This window comes from Paenibacillus sp. sgz302115 (genome assembly GCF_056120445.1).
Map to the genome: position 1 here is coordinate 86313 of NZ_JBVYOK010000015.1, position 23668 is coordinate 109980.

General features: G+C 52.0%; 16 protein-coding genes. 12 read left to right on the forward strand and 4 right to left on the reverse strand.

What is annotated here, in order from left to right:
• Positions 1 to 52: 52 nt before the first annotated feature.
• From AC0LWN_RS23705 to AC0LWN_RS23740, 8 genes are all read left to right on the forward strand, one after another.
• A complete protein-coding gene (locus AC0LWN_RS23705; RefSeq protein ID WP_474669702.1) occupies positions 53 to 238 on the forward strand; it encodes a hypothetical protein in 186 nt (61 codons plus the stop codon).
• Positions 239 to 528: 290 nt separating this feature from the next.
• Positions 529 to 1587 (forward strand): LacI family DNA-binding transcriptional regulator, encoded by a 1059-nt coding sequence (locus tag AC0LWN_RS23710; RefSeq protein WP_474669703.1) that lies wholly within the window; start codon positions 529 to 531, stop codon positions 1585 to 1587.
• Between the two features lie 75 nt (positions 1588 to 1662).
• Complete coding sequence (locus AC0LWN_RS23715) at positions 1663 to 4095, forward strand: hypothetical protein (protein ID WP_474669705.1); 2433 nt, start codon at positions 1663 to 1665, stop codon at positions 4093 to 4095.
• A gap of 141 nt (positions 4096 to 4236) precedes the next feature.
• On the forward strand, positions 4237 to 5658 hold the full coding sequence (locus tag AC0LWN_RS23720) for an ABC transporter substrate-binding protein (RefSeq protein ID WP_474669707.1): 1422 nt from the start codon (positions 4237 to 4239) through the stop codon (positions 5656 to 5658).
• A 57-nt stretch (positions 5659 to 5715) separates the two neighbouring features.
• Positions 5716 to 6696, forward strand: coding sequence for a carbohydrate ABC transporter permease (locus tag AC0LWN_RS23725; RefSeq protein ID WP_474669709.1), 981 nt, complete (start codon positions 5716 to 5718; stop codon positions 6694 to 6696).
• On the forward strand, positions 6693 to 7571 hold the full coding sequence (locus AC0LWN_RS23730; RefSeq protein ID WP_474669711.1) for a carbohydrate ABC transporter permease: 879 nt from the start codon (positions 6693 to 6695) through the stop codon (positions 7569 to 7571). Before AC0LWN_RS23725 ends, AC0LWN_RS23730 begins: the two co-directional genes overlap by 4 nt.
• 18 nt (positions 7572 to 7589) lie before the next feature.
• On the forward strand, positions 7590 to 13937 hold the full coding sequence (locus AC0LWN_RS23735; RefSeq protein WP_474669713.1) for an S-layer homology domain-containing protein: 6348 nt from the start codon (positions 7590 to 7592) through the stop codon (positions 13935 to 13937).
• A gap of 247 nt (positions 13938 to 14184) precedes the next feature.
• Positions 14185 to 14544, forward strand: coding sequence for a hypothetical protein (locus AC0LWN_RS23740; protein ID WP_474669715.1), 360 nt, complete (start codon positions 14185 to 14187; stop codon positions 14542 to 14544).
• A 52-nt stretch (positions 14545 to 14596) separates the two neighbouring features.
• Here the strand turns inward: AC0LWN_RS23740 and AC0LWN_RS23745 are convergent, their stop codons facing one another.
• Positions 14597 to 15682 (reverse strand): helix-turn-helix transcriptional regulator, encoded by a 1086-nt coding sequence (locus tag AC0LWN_RS23745; RefSeq protein WP_474669717.1) that lies wholly within the window; start codon positions 15680 to 15682, stop codon positions 14597 to 14599.
• 121 nt (positions 15683 to 15803) lie between these two features.
• On the opposite strand from AC0LWN_RS23745, the gene AC0LWN_RS23750 reads away from it, so the two are divergent.
• The 3 genes from AC0LWN_RS23750 (at position 15804) to AC0LWN_RS23760 (ending at position 20722) form a co-directional block, all read left to right on the forward strand.
• Complete coding sequence (locus AC0LWN_RS23750) at positions 15804 to 16529, forward strand: SAM-dependent methyltransferase (protein ID WP_474669719.1); 726 nt, start codon at positions 15804 to 15806, stop codon at positions 16527 to 16529.
• A complete protein-coding gene (locus AC0LWN_RS23755; RefSeq protein WP_474669721.1) occupies positions 16526 to 17647 on the forward strand; it encodes a saccharopine dehydrogenase family protein in 1122 nt (373 codons plus the stop codon). Before AC0LWN_RS23750 ends, AC0LWN_RS23755 begins: the two co-directional genes overlap by 4 nt.
• 288 nt (positions 17648 to 17935) lie before the next feature.
• Positions 17936 to 20722 (forward strand): glycoside hydrolase family 3 C-terminal domain-containing protein, encoded by a 2787-nt coding sequence (locus AC0LWN_RS23760; RefSeq protein WP_474669723.1) that lies wholly within the window; start codon positions 17936 to 17938, stop codon positions 20720 to 20722.
• A 104-nt stretch (positions 20723 to 20826) separates the two neighbouring features.
• On the opposite strand, the gene AC0LWN_RS23765 is transcribed toward AC0LWN_RS23760, so the two are convergent.
• Positions 20827 to 21555, reverse strand: coding sequence for a hypothetical protein (locus AC0LWN_RS23765; protein WP_474669725.1), 729 nt, complete (start codon positions 21553 to 21555; stop codon positions 20827 to 20829).
• Positions 21555 to 22274 (reverse strand): ABC transporter ATP-binding protein, encoded by a 720-nt coding sequence (locus AC0LWN_RS23770; protein WP_474669727.1) that lies wholly within the window; start codon positions 22272 to 22274, stop codon positions 21555 to 21557. The genes AC0LWN_RS23765 and AC0LWN_RS23770 overlap by 1 nt, the downstream gene beginning before the upstream one ends.
• A gap of 251 nt (positions 22275 to 22525) precedes the next feature.
• Between AC0LWN_RS23770 and AC0LWN_RS23775 the strand changes: the two genes are divergently transcribed.
• A complete protein-coding gene (locus tag AC0LWN_RS23775) occupies positions 22526 to 23158 on the forward strand; it encodes a guanylate kinase (protein WP_474669729.1) in 633 nt (210 codons plus the stop codon).
• Between the two features lie 62 nt (positions 23159 to 23220).
• Here the strand turns inward: AC0LWN_RS23775 and AC0LWN_RS23780 are convergent, their stop codons facing one another.
• Positions 23221 to 23628 (reverse strand): hypothetical protein, encoded by a 408-nt coding sequence (locus tag AC0LWN_RS23780; RefSeq protein WP_474669730.1) that lies wholly within the window; start codon positions 23626 to 23628, stop codon positions 23221 to 23223.
• Between the last annotated feature and the right edge of the window lie 40 nt (positions 23629 to 23668).

A 23668-nucleotide genomic window follows, 5' to 3' on the forward strand; every position in this document is an offset into this window, starting at 1 on the left:
TAATTGTGAGAGATTTGGTTTTATTGAAAAATAGACCGGGAGTGTTGCGGAGATGAGATATAATATTTGGCGTCCAATAATGTTGATTTTGGTCGCGCTCGTTACAAGAACATTAGTGAACAGTGTATGCCTCTTGTTTGGCATGTCGCCTGCTTCAGCAAGCAGCGTCGCCATGATTGGGATGATTATTGCCGCGCTTGTGATGTATAACCGGATGATGAAGCCGCGCCGTAAATAAACGTAAGAGTGGACCGGACAGAGAGGGCTGCCAAACACAGGGGGGGAATTCCAATTAATCCCGAAAATCATCCTTTTCAGCGGGATTGGCGGGCGTTTTTCCCTGTACTCTTAAAGGCTGATCTACACTGTCCGTGGATTGGCAGCATTTTTTTCTGAGAAAATAGTAATTTTGCGATGTAAGAGCTTGCAGAATAATATTTTATGTGGTAAGTTTTAGGTGTCACTTTTAAATCTAAACGTTTAAGCGGCTAATGGACTATGGTTCGGATGCTTAGACAGGAGAATCCCATGAGGAAAACCAGCATTAAAGACATAGCTCTCAAGGCCAATGTTTCAATTGCTACCGTCTCCTATGTGCTTAACGGCACCCGTAATGTCCGTCCCGAAACGCACAAGCGGGTGACAGAAGCCATAGAAGAACTGAACTACAAACCGAATGATATTGCCAAGAGTCTCAAACGCAACCGCACGAATACGATCGGCGTAATCGCAGAAGATGTGACCGTGTTCAATGCACCTGAAATTATCGACGGCATCAATGACTTCGGGGACCGGAACGACCAGCATATCCTGCTTGTCAACCTTCGCCTGGATAAGCGGATTGGCCGCAACTTCAGCGATACGGAGGCCTACCGCAAATATGCCGCCAACGCCGTGTCCGAGCTGCTCAGCAAACAAGTGGATGGAATCATTTATATCGGTGTACATACCCGTGATTTAACAGGCCTTATTGATGTCGAAGGCAAACCTATTGTATATACCTACGGTTATACACAGGATGATATATCTATCCAATATAATGATGAGCAGGCTTCCTATGAAGCGATGTCGTACCTGGTCCGTAAGGGACACAGCCGAATCGGGATTATCAGCGGTCTGATGGATTCCATTCCATCCAGACAGCGGCTGAAGGGCTACTACAGAGCGGTTACCGATTTCGAGCTGCCTTTTGATCCTACGCTGATCAAGATGGGGGATTGGGAGCGGGAATCCGGATATCGCCTGACAGGCGAGCTGCTTGCGCTGCCGGAGCCTCCAACAGCCATTCTGTCGATGAACGATGTAATGGTTGTCGGTGTATTGCAGGCGGCGGATGAGCGTGGTGTCAGCATCCCGGGGGATTTGTCGGTAATCGGCTTTGATAACCGGGAATTCAGCGATTACCTGCGCCCGCGCATTACAACAATGGGATTGCCGCTGCACGAGATGGGATATCAGGCCATTGAAACGCTCTACCAATTAATTAACGGGAACAAGGTGCAGACGCTTGTAATGCCGGAATGCCGCTTGATTGAGCGCGATTCGGTGAGAGCATTGCACAGCGATGTGGAACAGAAACAGGAGTGATGTTTCACATCATTTATTTTTTCATTAATTTAAACGTTTAAATTAAGTGACAGGATGTGAAAGAGGTGATGGCTGATGACTATACTGAGCAATGAAAGATACAGAATTGAACTAAGCGGACGGGGAGCGATGGAGTCTCTCGTCATGCGGGACGATCCCTATGAGATGAACTGGGTGATAGATCCGGGTTATTTGCAGCAGGCCGGATATACAGATGATGAAGATAAGCTGTTCGGGGAATGGACGATGCGGCTGAACGGGGAAACCTTGCGCAGTGTTGACCTCACGCCGAAAATTATACAAGAGGGTCCCTGCCACGTAACTGTAGAATTTAACGTCTCCCCGGTTGTGCTCACGGTAGTGTATACTTTGGAAGGTGAGCAACTGCGGTGGGCGGTTAAATTGTCGAATCATTCGGATAAGCCTGTCGAGATCAACGGGCTGCATATCTGGTTTTCACTGGCTTATGTAATGTACCGTGACGAAAATGTGCTGCGCAATATGCGCGAATCCTGCGCGGTGTTCACACATCCTGGCGGAGATTTCGCCAAGTTCGCCGCCGTCCGGCGCAGTAATGAAGGGCCGCATCTGGGCGTATACGGCATGGAAGGCAGAACAGTAACGACAGGCTCCTATTGCCGTTATAGCAACCGCTTTCTTGAGCAGGTTTCGCCTTCGCTGGACGGCCTGCTGTACCATCGGCTGTCGCTGGTCGAGGATGGGGCTTCAATGAGCGAATCAGCCGCCGCCGATTGGATTTATGGTAGCGCTTACCAGACATTGAAGCTTGCGCCAGAACAGACGAAAGTGTGGGAATATGTCTTTCTTCCGTTCCGGGATATGGACGATTTCTACCGCCGGGGCGAAGCTCTCGGGCATCCGCGGTGGAGCTATACGCCCGTGCTGCCTAAGGGCGGGGTCTTCCAGGCTTCGCTCAACCTGCCGGATGGTCAGACCTTACGCAAGCTGCGATTGTACAGTACGCCGGGAGGCTCGGACGCGATCCGCGAGGAGGATGTTACGGCGCAGGCGCTGCCGCTGAGCGGGGCCGGGCAGAATGGCGGAGGCAGCGGGTACACGCTGTCCCTTCACCGGAGCGAGCCGGGTGAGCACAAGCTGGAGCTGGTGCTTGAGGATGGACGCCGCGATGTGCTGGTCTGGAACGTGCTGGAGCCGGTCGGTACCCTGCTCAAGAAGCGGGCGGAGTGGCTGGCCGCGAACAGCTATGAGGGCGCCGAGGCGGCGGAACGGCCCCACGCGTTCCGGCCGCTGTCCAACCAGGGGGAATCGCTAGGGAAGCTGGCGTTTCTGCTGATGAACAATAGCATGACCCCCCCTGTGCCGGAGCAGGTAGCCAAGGCCGAGGCGGCCGCGGTGCTGGATATGAAGCTCCATTGGTTCGCAGACGGTGATTTTTCCCGGCCGCGCCCGTTATACGGAGACTTCTACCGCATCTACGACTTCGATTACATAGGCCATGTCTTCTACCTGCTGTCGCGGATGGATGGCGGGCTGCTGAAGCTGAATCCGCCCCGGGTATACCTGCAGTGGGCTGCCGAAGTCATGTGCATGCGGCTGGACCCGGATTGCCATCCCGGCCAGCGTGAAAAGGACGAGTCAAGCCTGAACGGCGTATTTATTCTCTACATTCAGGAGCTGCTGAAGGATCTGGAGACTGCGGGATTGTCCGAATGGCACGGGCGGCTGCTGAAGCTGTGGGAGCGGTTTGGCCGCAGTATGGAGATCGGCGTGCAGCAATACAGCGGGGCAATTACGGAGCATTTCTACGATAACGCCGGCTTCGGCCCGACCTGTGAAACCTTGTGCCATCTAGGTATTACCGGCGAAGCTTCACGTTACGGCCAGCTTATTCTGGCCAACATCGGATTCAGCAATGATTACCGGCTGCAGAATCCGGACCGCTGGTGGGAAGCGTTGTCTCCCATGATCCACTCCTTATGGGGCGGACTTGTGGCCGCGTCGGCGCTGGTTGCTTATGAGCATTTGGGCGATCCTGAATATCTGGAAGCGGCTTACCGCTCCACGATGGCGGTGTTCAACTGCTATGACTGGAACGTGCGCTCCACGCCGCGTCGCCTTGCGCCGGGAGAAGCGGCTTCGACCTACAGTGTAGCCGCACCGAATCTGAATATGCCGGAGCTGTCGCGGAACCGGTTCGGACAATCGGTGTTTGTAGGCGCAAGCGATCCGCTGTTCGCCTCGCTGTTCTCCGGTGTGTCCGGAGATGATTGGGATATGGGCGAGGAATTGGTCGCCTATCTGCTTGGCTTCGGGACAACAGCTTATTTGTACCGGGACGGCAGCGGCCAGTTGCGCTGTGTCAACGGGTTCATTACCGAAGACGAGAACGGCTGGATTGTGACGAGCTATGCGGCCTATCCGTCAAGAGTTCTGCTGCTTGAGGACAAGCTGGAATTCCGCGCTCCCCAAGGAACGCTGCAGCCCCGCGTCCGGCTTCAGGACGGACGGTTTAGCGCCTGTCTATAAGTTGATCTGCTGCTTGAATCCAGCCACCACTGTACATGCCGGGGGAACGTCCGGTTATGCAATTTTATGCTGCTTTTAAGTTAAACGATTAAACTCGTTTGACTTGAAATAAATAGCTTTGACAAAAGGGAGGAAACAAACATGAAGGTTGGCAAACGTACTCTGGTTCTGTCTCTTGCACTGACAATGGCGCTCTCCGCGCTGGCGGGCTGTTCGGGCAACTCGAACAACTCGGGCAATGCCAAGAATGCGGCAACAGACACCCCGAAGGCATCGGAAGCGGCGGCGGACAACAAGGATGCGTCCGGGAAGGATGTTACCCTGGAACTGCTGTATTGGGGGGATGATGTGCAGAAGAAGCTGGTCGAAGCAGCCGCAGAGAAATATACGGCTGATACCGGAGTCAAAATCAATGCGCAGGTGCTGCCGGCGGACGGTACCTTCGACACCTTTATCCAGACCCGGCTGCAATCCGGCGAGCTGCCGGACATCAGCTACATGGGTGAAGGCGACATTCAAAAGTACAATGAAATGGGGATTCTCGCGGATATCTCCGATCTGCTGAAGGACGGAAGCATACCTGAGAAGCTCCCGGCGATTACCATCCATTCTCCCGAACAAAAGGTAATCGGTGTGGGCCTCTCCAACCAGATGGAGCTGCTGTTCTACAGCAAAGCGAAATTTGACGAAGCCGGTATCCCTTATCCTCCCTCAAAAGTTGAAGACGCCTGGGATTGGGATACTTTTGTAGCCAACGCCAAGAAGCTGACCAAGGATTCGAAGGGCAAAACGGCTGCCGATGCCGGGTTCGATGCTTCGCTGACCGAGAATTATGGCCTTGGCTTCACTGCCGGCCGTGAATTCCATCATTTCTGGGCAGCCAATGCGAACGGAGGCGGTATCGTATCGCCGGACGGCAAGGAGTTCCAATGGGATTCACCGAAGAGCGTAGAGGGCATCCAAAAGCTGGCCGATCTGGTCAACAAGGATAAGGTAGCTTCCCCATTCACCTACACCTGGAGCACAGGAATCGGCTCCGCTGTAGACGCACTCAGCGGCGGTTATGCGATGGCGATCAGCGGCTCGTGGGATTTGGCCAACATCAAAGGCAATGAGGACATTGGGGTTGGCGTGCTGCCGAAAATGGAGAAAGCGGTAACAATGAACGCTGGCGCTCCGCTGGTAGTGTACAACACCTCCAAACATATCGAAGAGGCCAAAAAGTTCTATGCGTACATGGTCAACCCTGAGAACAGCCTGGAGCTGCTGAAGAGCGGTGCATGGCTGCCGAATCAGGCGGACTGGTATACCGATCCTGCCCTGGTAGACAAGTGGACCGCCGATCTGCCGGAAAGTGCCAAAGAAACGATTCTCAGCTACTCCACCACCAAGGATGCCATCGTGCAATGGCCTGCGTATTATGTTCCGGCTTACCTGAAGATGAATACGGAATATGAGAAATCCATCGACCAGGCGTTGTCCGGCAAGAAGAGCGTCAAGGAAATTTACGATTCGATCATGCCTGCGATCAAGAAACTGTGGGAAAGCGGCAAGGTATCCTAGAACAGATATCACTATTACAAAAGTATAAAGCTTTTATTTGAAAAGAGGGCTGTGCTTATGAACCCAGAGAGCAAAACCGGTGTGGCACCCGTCTATGTCAAGAAACACGCCAAAGGCGCCACCAAGGAGGCGGTTGCCGGATATTTGTTTGCAGCGCCCGCCATTATCGGATTTTTGGTGCTGACGCTGTACCCGATGCTGGCCAGCTTATTTTACAGTTTTCATAAAATTACGATTTTGAGCGGAAGTCAGGTAATGGACTGGATCGGGCTGGATAACTACAGATATATCTTCAGCAATCCCAGCTCCGAGTTCAAAAAATCGATAACGGTAACTTTGATCTATGCTTTTGTCAATGTGGTGCTTGTTATCGTCTTTTGCCTGATCGTTGCACTGTTGTTGAACCGCAAGTTTATCGGCAGAAATATGCTGCGGGCCATCTTCTTTCTGCCGTCCGTGGTGCCGATGCTGGCGACTACGATTGTGTGGCAAATGCTGCTGCAAAATCAGGCCAAAGGCGGACTTGTCAACTGGCTTTTGCTGCAGATGGGAATAGCGCCCGTAGAGTTTCTGACGGACCCGATCCGGATTTTCGAGACCCTGTTCATCATGAGCTTGTGGACCTGCGGCGGGACGATTGTTGTCTTCATCGCCACATTGCAGGATGTTCCCGGCGAACTGCTGGAGGCCATTGAAATGGACGGCGGCAATGCGTGGCATAAATTCCTGAAGGTGACTTACCCGACGATCAAGCCGGTGCTTTTCTTCCAGCTGATCATGTGCATGATGACTTCCATCCAGATTTATACCCAGAGCGTGGTGCTGTCGAGAAACGGCGCGCCTGACCGGATGACCTATTTCATCAACGTTATGATCTATGACCATTCCTTTGTCCAAGTGGGCATGCGCGGGCTGGCGTCCGCCGAGGCCTGGATTGTCTTCCTGATTACGTTGGCTATTACTGTAGTATTGTTCTACTTCCAGGGTGCGCTTAAGCGGGACGATTCGATGGGCAAAAGAAAGAAGGTGAGATCATGACAGCAACGGCAACTATGAAATATTCCAGCATCAAGCGGGCCAAAAGCAGAAGCAAAGCCATTCACGCGGCGCTCATTATGCTGTCCTGCCTGCTTGCGGTCGTCTTCGCTTTCCCGCTGTACTGGCTGCTGCGCGGCGCTTTCGTCAGCCATTCGGAGATCCTGGCGCGTCCGCCCGTGTTCTTCCCGGAGCAGCTGAGTACCGATAACTTCAAGCTGGGGCTGGAGCGCATTCAGTTCTGGCGGCAGCTCTGGAACTCGGTATCCATTGTCGTTCCTTACGTGATCGGCACCGTGCTTACGACAAGCTTTGCCGGTTATGCCTTTGCCAAGCTGAAGTTCCCGCTGCGCGGGATGTGGTTCGTGCTTGTCATCAGCAGCATGATGCTGCCGAGTGCTGTAACCCTGCTGCCGCAATTCTCGCTGTACACTTCGCTTGGACTGGCCGGCAAGCCGGCGCTGATCATTCCCGCCTTTTTCTGCGCGGGCGGTAATGCGTATTTCGTCTTTCTGCTGCGGCAATTCTTCATGACCATTCCCGGCGAATTAAGCGAGGCGGCCAAAATTGACGGCGCGGGCCATTTCCGCATCTATTCCAGCATTATGCTGCCGCTGATTCGCCCGGCGATGATTGTTGTTGCACTGTTCAGCTTCATTAACTGCTGGAACGAATTTTTCTACACGATGATTTATTTGAAGACGGAAGCCGACTACACCCTGCCGATGGGTCTCTACATCGTCAACGGGATGCGGATTCCGAACTATGAACAGGTCATGGCGCTTGCACTGGTTGTTACGGCTCCCTGCCTGGTGTTTTTCCTGATCGGCAACAAATATTTTGTGGAAGGTATTACGTTGACGGGAATTAAAGGTTAGAGAGGAGACAAAGCAAAGATGGCAACGAAGAAATGGACTCGAAAGATTTGGGTAGCGGCCTTGTGTACGGCCGTTACCCTGAATGCCGGTATTGTGCCGGCATCGGCGAACTATACGACGGATTTTGTTCATAAGGGTGTAGGTACGGATTACGGTCCGGCGAAGTGGAAGGACGGCAACAAGATCGCCAAGCAGCCGATTGATTTCAGCCAAGAGACCATCGGCCAGATGATGAAGAAAATTCAGGATTTTGATTTTGCCAAGTTCGCCAAAGACAATGCCGACCTGCCGTGGCTCGATTCACTGCTGGTCAACAACGGTGTCATTCCCGATGATAATGTCGGTGACGACAGCAGCGCCAATATGCTGTTCAGCCGCGGCAGCGCCCTGTACATGAAGACACAGGACAATTCACAGCTTGGTTTTGTCGGTACAGTGCATTATGCGGATACGCTCAACAAGGATACGATGTACAACATCTCCCTGTCGACTGGCGGGATGGATGAGGATAAGGATAAACGCAAAAATTATCCCAGCCATGAGGATCAGACCTATAACAGCGGCGGGCTGGAAATCAACCAGCGCAAATTCATTTCCGCCTACAACAGCGCCGTTACCCTGCTGAAGCTTACCAATAAGGGCAGTCAGCCGATTACGGTAACGATGACGGTCAAATCGCCATTTGTCTCCAAGGCGGAAGGCGATGAGCTCATTGGCAATCGGGTTGCCGCTCCAATTATGGTCGGACGGGCCGGTGAAAAATATGTGGAAGCGATGTCCTATGTCGATGTTCACTTAAGCGGGGACGGCATGAGTCCTGCGGGCAACGATCTCGTCAAAGAGATTACCGTTCCAGCTGGCGGATCAGTGGACCAGAAGGTCGTCATGGGCTGGCTGGCCGAGGAAATTCCGGCCTCGAAGACACAGTATGCCGACTTCAAGGCAGCCAATAATGAAAAGGCTTTCTCCGATCAGGTTAAGCAGTACAACGAGTGGTGGGCGCAAAACATTCCGTACATCGATGTTCCTGACGAGAATGTAAAGAAGGTGCTCTACTATCGCTGGTGGAGCAACCGCTACAATCTGCTGGAGGCCAACATTCCCGGCAATGACTGGCAGTTCCCGATGAATATGGAGGGTGTGCTCGGCTACAACAACGGCATTACGGTCAGTGTGCCGTGGGCGCTGCAGGATTTGAAATGGCTGCGCGACCCATCCTATGCTTACGGCACATGGCTGGCCCAAGGTGAATATTCCGAGAACGCCAACTATAAGAACAACCCCGGACGGCCTAACATCTGGACCTGGGATATGATGCAGAACTCGTCTCAGGTAGGCTGGGAAGCCTACAAAATCTACGGCGGCGGAGATAAGGTGCTGAAGAAATTCGCTGATTTCTCGGCGAACGATGTAACCGGCACGCTGGCTCATTTCAAGGGCACAGACCCGGATCTGGTCTACTATAACCACGGGCCGATTACCGGCAACGATGGCGATACGGTCTCGATGCATTGGAAAGGCGGCGGTAACTATGCTCGTCTGGACGGATCGTCCACGGCGTATGCCAATGCAGTAGCCGCACAGCAAATGTATGAGCAGCTTGGCGATAAGACAAAAGCCGCACAGATGAAGGACATTGCTGGTAAAATCCAGCAGGCCATTTTGACGAATATGTGGTATGACAACAAGGACTTTGACGGCGACGGCAAAGCGGATACCAACGGAGACGGCAGCTTTTTGCATAAAAAAGTGAGCGGCAGCAAGGATGTATTCGATCCGTGGCGTGACAACAACATGTTCGTGTTCAATTTTGGCGTGGTGCCAAAGGCAGGGGAAGCTGGATATCAGTCCAAGTACCTGACCCAACTGTACGACTATGCAGATCCGAATTACTATCCGATCTTCCCGTTCTTCACTGCTGACCAGAACAGCATTATGAAGCGGGTTGAGGCATTCAAGAACGGCGAGACGGATGCCTTCGGCACCGACCAGTTCGCTTGGTGCAACTTCGGCAATTATATCAATACCATTCGCGCTTCACTGCGCTATTACCCGGTGAATAACATCAACAGCGACACTTATAAAACGTTGTTCGACTGGGGCGCATGGCTGCACACAGTGAATCCGGGCAATACGGATTATCTGGATTCCAACGAGTTCTTCTGGCTGGAGGATTATTTCTTCGGCACGCCTTGGACCAAGGACAACCCGCCGAACCCAAGCGGCAAAATGGTGCGGGCATGGATTCACCACGATACGCTGGGCATGATGAATTACACGGTCATGGAAGATATGGCCGGATTGCAGCCGAGAACGGATGATAAAATCGAGTTGTGGCCGATCAATGTCAAATATGACCACTTCGCAGTGGACAATGTGCGTTATCATGATGCCAACCTGTCGATTGTCTGGCAGGACCCGGCAAAATATACGGACAGCAATGCTTACTACAAAGGCATTCCGGCTGGTTATTCACTCTTCATTAATGGCGAGCGTGTGATGACCACCAATGAAATGTCGCATATTATTTTTGATACAGCTACAGGCAAAGTGGAAAAACCTGCGGGTGATGTTCCGGGCGCTGTAGGCGACAACTCGAAGACGCAGGTATTATTCCAAAAAGGCAGCGCTGTCAAACTGGCTGCAGCCGATGGCACTTCGCTGGCCGGCAATGCAAAAGCGGTTGATATGTTCAACAAGGCCGGCGTTGACGTTGTGCATAGCGGCGAGAACCTGGCGCTCGCGGCTGGAACGACTATTGAATCCAGCTATATCAAGAGCGGCTCGGATGTGAAGAATCTGGCGGACGGCTCAACGATTGCCTCCATCAATCATACGTCCAACACGGCTTTGTTCGGCGGCTCGCCGAATCCGTCCGATACGGTGACCTTCAAGTTCGACAGCAGACAGACAGTGGATAATGTGAAGGTCTACTTCTACAATGACCGGCGTCCTAACGGCTATGACGCTCCGCAGACCTTCGGCGTGGAATATCTGGATGCTGACGGTACGACCTGGAAACCGGTAGAGGGACAATTCCGTTACCCGGACTATGTAACCTCCAACTATAACAATGTGGAGTTCAAGGCGGTGGATACGGCAGCGATTCGCGTCAATTTCACCCATGCTTCAGGTTTTGCAACCGGTATCAAGGAAATTCAGATTTACAATAATAATCTGAAGGTTACGCCTGCGGCCAACCGTGCGCCGAAGGTGATGCTGGAAACACCGGTGAAGGTGGAGCAGGACGCTCCGCTGACCCTTGTGCCGACCATTCAGGATGACGGGCTACCAAGCGGCAAGCTGACCTATCAGTGGAAGCTCGTCTCCGGCGAAGGCCAGGTCGAAGCGCCTGTGCTGGATCAGGCTGTGTTGAAAGCGACGTTCAAGACAGTAGGTGAATACAAATTCGAGCTGAGCGTCAGCGACGGAGATCAGGTTACCAAAGTCGATGTTCCGGTTACCGTATTCGTAGCGACCGCCGAGCTGTCCGATATGATCGCGAAGTTCGCAGACCGGAATTCGGCGCAGGGACCACTTGTGCGGAATCAGGCCGACTTTACGCCTGAATCGTGGCAGGGGCTGCAAACTGCGCTGACTGCGGCCAAGGCGCTGCTGGCCAAAGACAAATACACCCTGGAGGAAGTACAGACCACAACGGACCAGCTGCGGTCGGCCATAGACAATCTGCGCTACAAAAATGCAGCCCTGCTGGCAACGCCAAGCGCTTCGTATACTTCAGCTTGGGAGAACGTGTACGCGGTGAATGACGGATATATCCCGCTTATTTCAAATAGTATTGGCGACAAGGAAGTTGAAACCCAATACGGAAACTGGGGCGGCCCCGGCAGCAGCCACTGGGTGCAATACTCGTGGAAACGTCCGGTGACTCTCTCCGGAAGCTCACTGTATTTCTTCGATGATGGCGGCGGAGTAATCGTTCCTTCCGACTACAGCTTCGAATATTGGGACAGCGCTGCCGGTAAATTCGTACCGGTCAGCGGTCTGAGCGAGAAGAAGATGGCGAAGGATACCTTCAACGAAGTCACCTTTGATGAGATTACGACCGACAAGCTGCGGCTGACGATGGTGAAGCAAGGCGGCTCCTATACCGGACTTAAGGAATGGCGCGCCATTTCGTCCAAAGCCGGCGGGGAAGAGCCGATTCCGGCCGATCATGGAGCAATTACAGCCATTGAGCCGGTCTCGGTCAATACAACCGTGAATGTGATGCCGGTTTTGCCTGCCAAAGTGACCGTGACCTATGCGGATAAAACAAGAGGCCAGGCAAGCGTGGTGTGGGATGAAGTGCCGGCGAACAAGCTGACAATTGCCACCGACTTTGTTATTCTGGGCAAGGTGGAAGGAAGCGAGCTGCGGGCAAGCTGCCGCATCTACGTCAAGTATGACAAGACGCGTCTGAAAACAGCGATTGATACAGCCGCCGACCCGGCGGTGAACAAAGACAACTACAGCGGAACGCCGGAACAATGGGAAGCGTTGCATGCCGCTCTGCTGACCGCGACAGAGGTCTACAAGAATGACTCATCCACCGAAGGCGATATTGATACGGCTTACAAAGCGTTGAAGAACGCTTTCGAAGCACTCAAGCCGGTGGAGGAGCACAATGCTTCCATCAGCGGCATTACGATTCCGGGCGGTTCGGTGGATCAGGTAGCTAAGGAGATTATTGTACCTGAGACTACGACCCTGAAGCAGTTGAATGAGGGATTAACTGTACGGGCCGGAGTTACCTTTGCCGTCTATGAAACAGATGCCATCACTTTGGCAACGGATTTGAAGACAGGCTACAAAGTGAAGGTAACGGCTGCAGACCAGACTACAACGCGTACCTATACACTGACGCTTGTAACTGTTAACCCACCGGTCAATACCAGTCTGTTGGAAGAAAAGCTTAAAGAAGCAAAAGCTTTGAAGCAGGCGCTGTATACCGAAGCGAGCTGGAAGGCTCTCGCAGAAGCTATAAGCCAAGCTTCGCTGCTGCTGGAGAGCGGGTCCGCTGCGAAGGCGGACATTGATGCGGCGTTAAGCAAGCTGGAGTCGGCAATTGCCGGACTCAAGCTGCTTCCGACAGCAACGCCGACACCATCGCCATCACCGGCACCAACAGCTACACCGTACATTCCATCGTCCGGTTCCAGTACTACACCGCAACCAAGCCCTAGTGCGACCGCAACGCCTGCTGCCGTAAGCAAAGGCAGTATCGCCGTGCAGCCGGTGGTGCTGGCGGACGGAACAGTTAAGGTGCAGGTAACCGCCGGTGATATCGAAGCTGCCGCCAAGGACATCAAAGACGGCACGTTGATAGTCACCGTTAAAGCGGCGGCGGGTGTGAAGCAAGTGGCGGTAGAGCTTCCGCTGCAAGCGCTAGCCGCAGCGAAAGCGGTGACCACGCTGAAGCTTGAGACCGGCTCGGCGAATGTGATTCTGCCGCAGAGCTTCCTGAAATCGTACACGGGTAACAGCAGCCTTGCGCTGCTAGTGAAAGCCGTGGACGGTGCGGGCCTGCCGGCGCAAGCGGGCGCCCTCAAGGGAGCGGGCACGGTCAGCGATATTACGCTGAGCGTTGATGGAGCGGCGCTTACGACTACCGCATTGCAAGCGAAGGGCATTAAGCTGGCCTTGCCTTATGTGCTGAAGGCTGGCGAGAAGGGCCATCAAGTGGTCGCCTACACGCTGAATGATGCCGGAACAGCCAAGATCGTTGCAGGCGGCAAGTACAATGCCGCTACCGGAATGCTCGAATTCAACATGAAGCATAACGGAACCTATGCGGTTCTCTACCCGAACGTTGCATTTACCGATGTAGCGAACGTGGGCTGGGCAGCGGACAGCATTGAAGCATTGGCGGCCAGAGGGGCTATCCAGGGAACGGAAGCAGGCGCATTTAAGCCGGGGGCTAACGTGACCCGCGCGGAATTCATCAAGATTTTGATGAATGCGTTCGATCTGCTGGATGAGACGGCCATTCCTGCATTCAGCGATGTGAAATCGGGAGCCTGGTACACCGGCCCGATTGCCAGCGCACAAAAGCTGGGCATTGTGAAAGGAAAAGCCGACGGCTCCTTCGGGGTCAATGAGCAAATTACCCGCCAGGAAATGGCCGTAATGATCTACCGCCTCGCAGGTATCGTGAATGTTCCATTGAAGAGTGGAGCCGGAGCGGCAACCACTCCGTTCACCGACCTGAAGCAAGTGCCGCAGGATGCCGCAGAAGCAGTAGAAGCGGTGCGCAGCGGCGGACTGATCAACGGCATGCCGGATGGACGTTTTGTCCCTGAAGGACAAGCCACCCGGGCGCAGGCAGCTGCTGTTATCTACCGGCTGCTGGGCCAAGCCGAATAAGCGGCTCGCCAGGGCTGGAAGTCGGATATGCCGAGACTGTAACAGTACCCGGCATGTCCAAGCCATCCAAACATACCCGGATTACCGGTATGCCTGTCGAGCATAAGAAAGGCTGAAACCAACGAAACGGCTGTCTCAAGCAGATTTTTCTGCTAGTGAGGCAGCCGTTTTTATTGTTGAAACTATGAAAATGGTTAGAAGTTTTGAGGCCCTATAACGCCTGTACCCCAGGATAATCACTGACGAAATGAACCAAGAACAGGGAGAACCATGGGGGTGGCCAGAAATAACGGCAGAAATGCCGTTGTTAGCGGGAGGAAGGGTGGTTTGGTTAGAAATAACGGCAGAAATGCCGTTGTTAGCGGGAGGAAAGGTGGTTCGGCTAGAAATAACGGCAGAAATGCCGTTGTTAGCGGGAGGAAGGGTGGTTTGGTTAGAAATAACGGCAGAAATGCCGTTGTTGAAGGGAGGAAGGGTGGTTTGGTTAGAAATAACGGCAGAAATGCCGTTGTTGAAGGGAGGAAGGGTGGTTCGGTTAGAAATAACGCTCAGTTATCCGGTAAGTAGGGTGAATGCTTACGAAATCATTTATTTTTTGAAGCTTTGAACGCAGGGGTTTAAAAAAATCTGTTGGCGATTCCTGCTAGTCGTTCACTTCTTTAGCTTTGAAGCAATGCCAGTGTGTATTGTGAGTTTAGCTGTGAAATAAGCTCCCTGCGGCTGCTGACGCCGGCTTTGGCGAAGATGGATTTCAGGTGATCCTGTACCGTATAAGCAGAGATATGGAGGCTTTGGGCAAGCTCCTTGGTGGATTTTCCCGTTAGCAGATGGTCAACGATTTCTTTCTCGCGTTCCGTAAGTCCATATGCTTCGGTGATCAGAGGAAGAAGGTCTGAGGGCTTGGCCTTCGTAAAAGAAACCGCAAGCTGAATAAGGCCGGAAGGTCCCTCAAGCTTGCTTGCTGTAAGGGTCAGGAATTGTCCATCCTCGGCACGGAAGATCAGCCTGGCTGCCGGAAGACGGCTGGCTGGAATTTTTCTCTCGGCTAGCGCTCTTAAGCCCACCGCCCGAATCGGGCCGGGCAGAGCCTCTTGCGTCTGGCGTTCCATAAGCTGCAGCTTGTTCAGCCAATATTTCCCGCCCGCATTAAGGCTTACTGGAACGAGCTGCTCGTTAAGCACTAGGATGCCTTCCTCCAGCGGCTGCTCAGAACCAGGGACAGGCATCCGGCTTAGAGCTTTTGCTTTTAACTGGCTGGCTATTAAGGGGCCAATCTCGCTTATCAATGCTATCTCTTCCGGCCGAAAAGGACCGCTGTCCTTGTTGCGGAACAAAGTCAGAAACCCCCAGCAGGCCTCTCCCACCTTAAGAGCCGCCCTCAGCTCGTCACCAAATCCTGCCTTGTGAAGCACCTCACGGTAACGAAGACTGCGCATCGGCTGTCCGGCGGTTGCCTCCCATAAGGACGCTGCGGGAACCGGAGCCTCTGCCAGATTTGTGAACTTGTTGTAATCGTCGTGCAGATATTCATTATCCAGAAGATTTCCATGAATGGCTTCAAGCCCCTGTTCAGTCATGGCGCCCGTGGTGAGCATGGTTAAGGGATCGACGGTTGTACAGCAGGCCGCATCAAAAGGCAGAACAGTTCTTAGCCTTGTTAACATGATCTCTCTGTACATCAGGGATGATAGCTCCTGATCCAGCTCCTGAAGAAGTCTAGTAATCGTAATAGATGCTTCTTTCATGATACGGCCCCTTCTAAAATCCCATAAATGTGGGATGGTGTATTTGCTGCCCAATCATGATAATTGAGAATAGTTCTTATTATATATGATGGCATCCGATCATCACAACGGAGGGAAATCTATGAAAGATTACACGGATAACACGGACAGTCTCTGGGAGCAGGCGGCGGCTGAACAATATTCCTATAATATAGCTCTCAAAATACCAGGCTATCAGCTCCAGTACGATCTGATGGATACGCTGCTGACAGCGTTATTCAAGGAGCGGATTGGCCCGGAGGTGCTGGTGGTTGGCGCAGGGGGAGGGCAGGAGATTCTGACGCTGGCCCGGAAACATCGGGACTGGAAATTCAGCGGGATAGATACCTCTAAGCGGATGCTGCTGGCGGCAGAGAGGCGCATCACCGAAGCAGGTGTGGAGAACAGCGTTCGGCTCCATCATTGTGAGCTTGCTGCATGGAACGGCAGCAGACCGTTTGCTGCTGCAACTTGCATGCTGGTGCTGCATTTTGTGGAAGGGCGGGAGCAGAAGCTTGCATTCCTTCAGACGATTGCCGGACATTTGGAGGCTGGCTCCCCATTGTTTATTTCTGCCATCAACGGCGATGTTACTTCCCCGGCTTGGTCCCTCCAGATGGCAGGCTGGAAGCTGCATATGCTGAATAACGGGATTGAGCTGAAGGACTGGGAACGATTTGAACAATCGTTTGGTGTGACCTCTTATCCGCTTCCGGCTGAAGAGATGGAGATGCTGCTGCGGCAAGCGGGCTTCACTACTGTGACCAGATACTTCGGCTCCTATCTGATTGACGGATGGATGGCGGTTAAAGGAGGCTGTGCGGAATGAGGACAGATATTGTTGTGATTGGCGGCTATGGTCATGTGGGAGCGCAAATCTGCACGCTGCTGAGCGATAAGTTTCCGGGCGCCGTCTATGCGGCAGGCAGAAGCCTGGAGCGCGCCGAGCAGTTCTGCGAGAGCACCGGAGGGAGGGTCAGACCACTGCAAATGGATGCTGCCGAAGCCTTCTCTGCGGACAAAATGCGTCATGTGAAGCTGGTTGTCATGTGCCTGGACCAGCGGGATAGCTCTTTCGCAGAGGCTTGCCTGATTGAGGGGATACATTATATAGATGTGACGGCGAACCTTGTTTTTTTCGGTAAAATGGCGCAGCTTGCCCAGTCCGGCAACAAGTATGGAGCCACCGCGCTGCTCAGTGTCGGGCTGGCGCCGGGGCTGACCAATTTGCTTGCGGGTGAAGCCAGGCTGTCGATGGATAAGGTACAGCAGCTTGACATTGCCGTTCTGCTTGGGCTGGGAGACAGTCACGGCCAGGCGGCTATCGAATGGACCGTTGATAACCTCGCCGCGCAGTTTGAGGTGATGCAGAACGGCGAGGTTATCAGAGCAGACAGCTTCACGGATGCCAAAAGAACGGATTGGGGCGCAGGCCTCGGGACACGCCGGACCTACCGCTTTCCGTTCTCCGACCAGCAGATCCTGCCGCAGACGCTGGGTATTCCTTCGGTCTCGACCCGCTTATGCTTCGACTCCAGGGCCGCGACAGCCGGCATAGCAGCGCTTCAAAAGCTGGGGCTGCTTAAATGGCTTGGGCACAGGCGTTTCCGCAAGGCTACTGTGCGTTCTTTTGGCAAAATCCGCTTGGGCACTGAACGTTATGCCATTAAGGTAGAGGCGACGGGCCTGAAGAATGGGACTGCTGTCACCTCGGAATATGTGATCCAAGGCCTTAAGGAGTCTACGATTACAGCTCAAGTAGCTGCAATTGCCGCCGGAACTGTGTACAGCAATGGCACACCGGGAATCTACCACCTGGAACAACTGCTCCGGGTACGGCTCAGCGAAGACCGCATATCGCTTTATTTGCCAGGGCAAGAGGAGGCGGGTATATATGAGGAAATCACAGGTCTGCACTGCTGGTCCCGCCACTCCTATACAAATTGAACTTGAAAATCAACAAAAGGGATAAGTGACGGAGGGGAAGTTTGGAACTGGAGGAGCGGTAGCGTCCGCCTTTATGTTTGGATTTCTACTGCGGCCAGCGGAATAAAATCAGGAAATCCAAACATAACAGCGGCCGGAAGTCCAAACATTCCCCGCAGTCACGGCCAAATCCCGGTTTGTTAAAATCTCAAGTTCAGTTTGTATAGACCACAATACCTTTGATTCTTGAAAGTGGATTCTTTATAGTAGGATATGGATAAGGAAATGACATTCAGGAGGAAATCAAAGTTGAGTACACAGAGTCTTGGAATTCCACTCGAAGGATTTGCAGAGTTTAGCCGGACCGTAGGCGCAGAAGGTGCGGTGTTGTTAAAAAATGACGGACAGGTTCTGCCGCTGCGTGGCGGTGAAACCGTTTCGATTTTTGGCCGGACCCAGGTGAATTACTACCGCAGCGGCACAGGTTCGGGCGGCAGCGTGCATGTCTCGTATACGACCAATTTATTGGACGGGCTGCGCAGCAAGAAGAATCTTGCAGTCAATGAAGAGCTGGCGGCAGTGTATGAGAAGTGGATAGAACATAATCCATTTGACAATGGCGGCGGGGCTTGGGCGGCAGAGCCGTGGCACCAGAAGGAAATGCCTTTAACAGATGAGCTGGTGTCGCAGGCGAGAGCCAGGTCGGACAAGGCGATCATCGTGATCGGACGGACGGCGGGAGAAGATCAGGATAATGCTGACGCGCCGGGCAGCTACCGATTAACAGTGGATGAGCAAATGATGCTGAAGCAGGTAACGGCTTATTTTGAGCAAACCATCGTCGTGCTGAATGTGTCCAATATTATTGATATGAGCTGGCTGGACGATAACAGCTATGCGCACCCTATCCCTTGCGTGATCTATTCTTGGCATGGCGGTATGGAGGGCGGCAATGCCATTGCCGACGTACTGGCCGGAGAAGTGACACCAAGCGGTAAATTGACCGATACGATTGCTTATTCTATTGAGGATTACCCTTCAACCCGCAATTATGGTAATGAATTCAAAAATATATATCAGGAAGATATTTATGTGGGCTACCGGTATTTTGAGACATTTTGCCCGGATAAGGTTCATTTCGAATTCGGTTACGGGATATCCTATACCACATTCACTATCGAGCCGGAAGAAGCCAAGCTGGTCAGCCGGGATGGACAAACCTTTGCCGAGATCGCTGTAGCCGTAACGAATACGGGAAATGCTTTTGCCGGAAAAGAGGTCGTACAGGTCTATTATGAAGCGCCGCAAGGTAAGCTCGGACAACCGGCCAAAGCGCTTGCCGCCTTTGTGAAGACCCGTGTCCTTCAGCCGGGAGAGTCGCAGCAGCTCACCCTGAGCTTCCCGATTCATTCGATGGCCTCCTATGACGACGCCGGTGTGACCGGGCATCCATCCGCTTATGTGCTGGAAGCCGGAACCTACCGTCTGTATGTGGGAAGCAGCATCAAGCAGGTGGCGGAAATCGCGGTAGAAGGCCGCAGCGGTTATGTGCTGGAGGCTCTTGAGGTGGTGGAGCAGCTTCAGGAAGCGCTGGCGCCAACCGAGAGCTTCACAAGAATGAAGCCGGGTGCCCGCAAGGAAGACGGTTCGTATGAACTGCTCTATATCGAAGCGCCGACACGCAAGGTTTCCATGAAAGAACGGATTGAGAACAATCTGCCCGAAACGCTTACGCAGACCGGCAATCAAGGCCATGCCTTGAGAGATGTATATGATGGAAAAGTGGAGATGAAGACCTTCATCGCCCAGCTCAGCGATCAGGATCTGGCAGTCATCGTCAGAGGTGAAGGCATGAGCAGCCCGCTCGTTACGCCGGGTACAGCTTCGGCTTTTGGCGGAGTAAGCGACCAGCTGTTCAGCTACGGTATTCCGGTAGCATGTACGGCAGACGGCCCTTCCGGGATTCGGATGGACAGCGGGCACAAGGCGACTCAGGTTCCGATTGGAACCCTGCTTGCGGCGACCTGGAATGCGGAGCTGGTAGAAGAGCTGTATGTGATGGAAGGCCGGGAGCTGGTCGGAAACAGCGTGGACACGTTGCTTGGACCAGGACTGAATATCCGCCGGAGTCCGCTGAATGGACGTAACTTTGAGTATTTTTCCGAGGACCCGCTGATTTCCGGAGTTTTTGCTGCAGCGTGTACGCGGGGGATTATGAAAGGCGGCTCTAACGCTACCCTGAAGCACTTTGCCTGCAACAACCAGGAGAAGCACCGCAGCAAGGTGGATGCCATCCTGTCAGAACGCGCTCTGCGGGAGATCTATCTGAAGGGCTTTGAAATTGCAGTCAAAGAGGGCGGCGCCAACTCGATTATGACCTCGTATAACCCGGTTAACGGGCATTGGGCAGCTTCGAACTACGACCTGAACACCACGATTTTGCGCGGAGAATGGGGCTTCCAAGGCATCGTAATGACGGACTGGTGGGCCATTATGAACGATGTTGTCGAGGGAGGACCGGCGGACCGCAAGTACATGAACTGGATGGTCCGTGCGCAGAATGACCTCTATATGGTTGTCAGCAACTACGGTGCAGAAGTCAACGCATATGATGATAATATCCTGGAATCCTTGGAAAATGGCACGCTTACCCGCGGAGAGCTGCAGCGCTCTGCCATGAACATTTGCCGGTTCATTATGAACGCGCCGGTATTCTCCAGACCGCATGTAAGTGAGGAGACGGTAGAGAGCTTCAAGGCGAATCCTGCCCTTTCGGCAGAGCTGGCGCAATCTTTGGCCGTGAATGCACAGGTGAAGCCTGATATTGCCGGATCAACCTTCGTGAAAGTGGAACAAGCGGGTGAGTACCGGATTATTGTGGGTATCATGTCCACGGAAACGGAATTGGCCCAAAGCGCATGCAATGTGACCCTGAACGGCCAGATGATGGCAACCATTCAGACGAACGGCACCGATGGCAGATGGATCAGACAGAAGCTTGTGAAGATCGAACTGGAAGCGGGTCTGTATGAGCTGAAGCTGGATTTCGTGAAGCCGGGTCTGCAGATTGACTGGATCGAATTCAAACAGGTGTAAGCAAGCAGGACAAGAGAGTATCTTACGGGATGCTCTCTTTTTCTTTTTCCGGGAACAGAAGACCTCTCCTTGCCTCTTTTGCTGTGAGTTGTTCCGAACTGCCATTATTGTTTGAAAGATAGAATAACAACTTCATTACTTAATTTTTTCTTCAGTACATACCGTACAAGAGCACAAACAAAAGCGAGAACAAGCAAGGTTGAGCCAGTTATCCAAACAATGGAGCGGCTATCGGGAGTGAATCCCAGCTTATTTATGAACATACCGGGAAGCATTGCGGCAAAAATGAATAAAACAGAGCTGACTGACAGATAGGTGCGAATTCTTTCCGGTGATTTCGACAACATAGAGAGCAAAGTCAGCGTGCTTGTCACGCAATAGGTGAACAGTAGGAAAGATACCGCAAACCAACCAAACGATGCACTCAGATACAACTCTATTAATACCTTCTGATTAGTAAAAAGAGCATAACTGAAAATCATAATATCAAAAATAAGGATGGGTCCAATACATAGTAAATGGGAAGACCAGCCATATATTTTCGTGAGTTTATGAATTTCTAACTTGTTAGCGAGATAATATTCGCAGCGCCCCGTAGTTTTTTCCGAGATGACAATTAAACTAATGGTTAACATATTCAGAAAGAAAAAGATAGATACGTTCAAAATCATCAGAACATATGCTACAAGATATTCGGTTGGACCCACTCTCGTTTTTACAATTTGGATAACGGAATTAAGCGGCACGATTAATATGATAATAACCATACATAGATAGGAGGAGCTTTTTAGAACATCTCTAAAATTAAGTTTATTGATTGGATAAATGCGCATTACCTTACTTCCTCCAATACATCAAAGAATCTTTTCTCTAAATCTCCTTTAAAATCCTGATTATTAATGATCTCTGCAATCGTCCCATTTGCCAGAATGGCGATCCAGTCACTGACTTTCTGGACCTCTGCCAGATCATGCGAAGTGATAATAACTGTCTTTCCTTCTTCCTTAAGGAGATGTAACAAGCTCCGCATGACTTTTCTGGATTCGGGGTCCACCCCGGAGGTTAATTCATCCAGCATTAAGATTGGAGTATTTTTGAGTAAAGTAATCAGTAAAGAGAGTTTCCGTTTCATGCCTTTAGAATAGGTGGCGACTTTTTTATCAAGAGCGGAGTTTAATTGCAGTAAATTGGCATACTTCATTGTGGCAGCTGAGACCTGCGAGGAATCTATCTCAAGGTAAATACCAAAATCACGTAGATTCTCCCACCCGGTTTTGGCTTCGAATAAGTAATCATTCTCAAGAAGCACAGATACCTCCTGTTCGCTAGCAGCATACCGGATCATTCCTTCATCCAAAGTGAGCAAACCCATCATTAAGCGAAGGAGTGTTGTTTTGCCTGCACCATTTGGTCCAATGATGGCATAAATGCTGTTATAAGGCACGTGGAATGAAACATCTCTTATAATCTCTGTGCCATTCAGACTTTTGCTTGCTCCTGATATGACAATAGCGTGTCTTTCAACGACTGAGGCACCTTGTTCGTATACCATTTATATACCGCTCCCATTTCTTTGATTTAATAACTCCTCTTAGTAAACATATAAGTAAAATTATCCATAGTAATGTCGAAATCACAAGTAAAGAACTCAATATGACGAGCTGAAGTTGTGAGAAAAACAAGCTAATTGGTCCTAGAGGGATTTGGAGATTTCTGTCGAATTAGTATAAGTATAGCTTGCATGTGAAGGAGGTGAATCCCGGTGCTGTCTGCGTAAGCTTGCACAGGCACACGGGAGAAGCAATGTGGAACTGGCTGAAAACATCCAAAGCATCGGCGACCAATCAGGAGACTGAGAACCAACCTGCTGAGACGGCAATAGAATCTCCTAGTCCCAAGATCATTATCATCACCGGAACAAGCGGTTCGGGGCGGAAAAGCATTGCCAGGCAGCTTAGTGCTTCACTTGGAATTCCCAATGTGATCCCTTATACGACACGTGCGATTCGCCCGCAGGAGCAGGATGGGGAGAATTATCATTTTATCTCTGACGGGGAGTTTCAGGCGATGGCGGAGAAGAATGCATTTTTCCAGACGGTCCATTTGGAGCGGGGACGTTACGGAATTGCAGTGCAGGAGCTTGAACAAGGCCTTGAGCAGCACAAAGCTGTCATTGTTGTGGTGAATCATGAAGGAGCGAGGGCATTCCGGGAGAAATACGGCGAGGATGCCGTGCGAGTGTTTATATACGTGACGAAGAATGACATCCAGCTTCGGCTGGAGCGGGAAGGCGTACCCTTCGCCATCATAGATGAATACCTGGGAAATTATACAGAGCAAGTGGCCTATAAAAGAGAATCGGAGTTTTTACTGCAGAGTATGGACCCTGAGGTCACGCTCCAGAAAATTAAGGAGTTCGTGCAGACGAAAATATAGGCCACATACAAAAAGACACCTTGAGGGGTGTCTTTCCTGTTTTGCTTATCTGCATGACAAGCCTATTCGCTGCTGTTGCCCATTAACCCCTTAAGTCCGTTAAAGAAAGGCCGGATGGTTTTGATCATACCGTAGCCCATCTTCATCACTGGCATCGCCTTTTGCATAAATCCTATGAAGCGTAAGCCGCTGCTGAGGCCTGCCGCTAGTCCTCCCCCGGCAGCACCTGCACCTGCTCCTCCAAAGAACGATCCCAGAAGCGGCATGAATGCGGAAACTTGGGCTTTGCGCGAGCGGGAGGATGATTTTTTGTTCAATATTTTACCTGTATTTGGCCTGGAGAGGATCAGTACATCCCTCTGGAGTCCGGTTATATATCCTACATACGAACGTCCGTCATGAAGCGTAATGCAGACTGGCCGGCCCTTCAGCTCCTTTGCCCGCTTGCGGATCTTGGTTGGCTGTCCCATATGTCATTCACCTCGTAGTTATATTTACTACATATTACTC

Coding starts and splice junctions, on each gene's coding strand:
- AC0LWN_RS23720 (WP_474669707.1), top strand. CDS start 4,237: ATGAAGGTTGGCAAACGTACTCTGGTTCTGTCTCTTGCACTGACAATG.
- AC0LWN_RS23740 (WP_474669715.1), top strand. CDS start 14,185: ATGAACCAAGAACAGGGAGAACCATGGGGGTGGCCAGAAATAACGGCA.
- AC0LWN_RS23755 (WP_474669721.1), top strand. CDS start 16,526: ATGAGGACAGATATTGTTGTGATTGGCGGCTATGGTCATGTGGGAGCG.
- AC0LWN_RS23780 (WP_474669730.1), bottom strand. CDS start 23,628: ATGGGACAGCCAACCAAGATCCGCAAGCGGGCAAAGGAGCTGAAGGGC.
- AC0LWN_RS23715 (WP_474669705.1), top strand. CDS start 1,663: ATGACTATACTGAGCAATGAAAGATACAGAATTGAACTAAGCGGACGG.
- AC0LWN_RS23705 (WP_474669702.1), top strand. CDS start 53: ATGAGATATAATATTTGGCGTCCAATAATGTTGATTTTGGTCGCGCTC.
- AC0LWN_RS23750 (WP_474669719.1), top strand. CDS start 15,804: ATGAAAGATTACACGGATAACACGGACAGTCTCTGGGAGCAGGCGGCG.
- AC0LWN_RS23745 (WP_474669717.1), bottom strand. CDS start 15,682: ATGAAAGAAGCATCTATTACGATTACTAGACTTCTTCAGGAGCTGGAT.
- AC0LWN_RS23735 (WP_474669713.1), top strand. CDS start 7,590: ATGGCAACGAAGAAATGGACTCGAAAGATTTGGGTAGCGGCCTTGTGT.
- AC0LWN_RS23725 (WP_474669709.1), top strand. CDS start 5,716: ATGAACCCAGAGAGCAAAACCGGTGTGGCACCCGTCTATGTCAAGAAA.
- AC0LWN_RS23730 (WP_474669711.1), top strand. CDS start 6,693: ATGACAGCAACGGCAACTATGAAATATTCCAGCATCAAGCGGGCCAAA.
- AC0LWN_RS23770 (WP_474669727.1), bottom strand. CDS start 22,274: ATGGTATACGAACAAGGTGCCTCAGTCGTTGAAAGACACGCTATTGTC.
- AC0LWN_RS23710 (WP_474669703.1), top strand. CDS start 529: ATGAGGAAAACCAGCATTAAAGACATAGCTCTCAAGGCCAATGTTTCA.
- AC0LWN_RS23765 (WP_474669725.1), bottom strand. CDS start 21,555: ATGCGCATTTATCCAATCAATAAACTTAATTTTAGAGATGTTCTAAAA.
- AC0LWN_RS23775 (WP_474669729.1), top strand. CDS start 22,526: ATGTGGAACTGGCTGAAAACATCCAAAGCATCGGCGACCAATCAGGAG.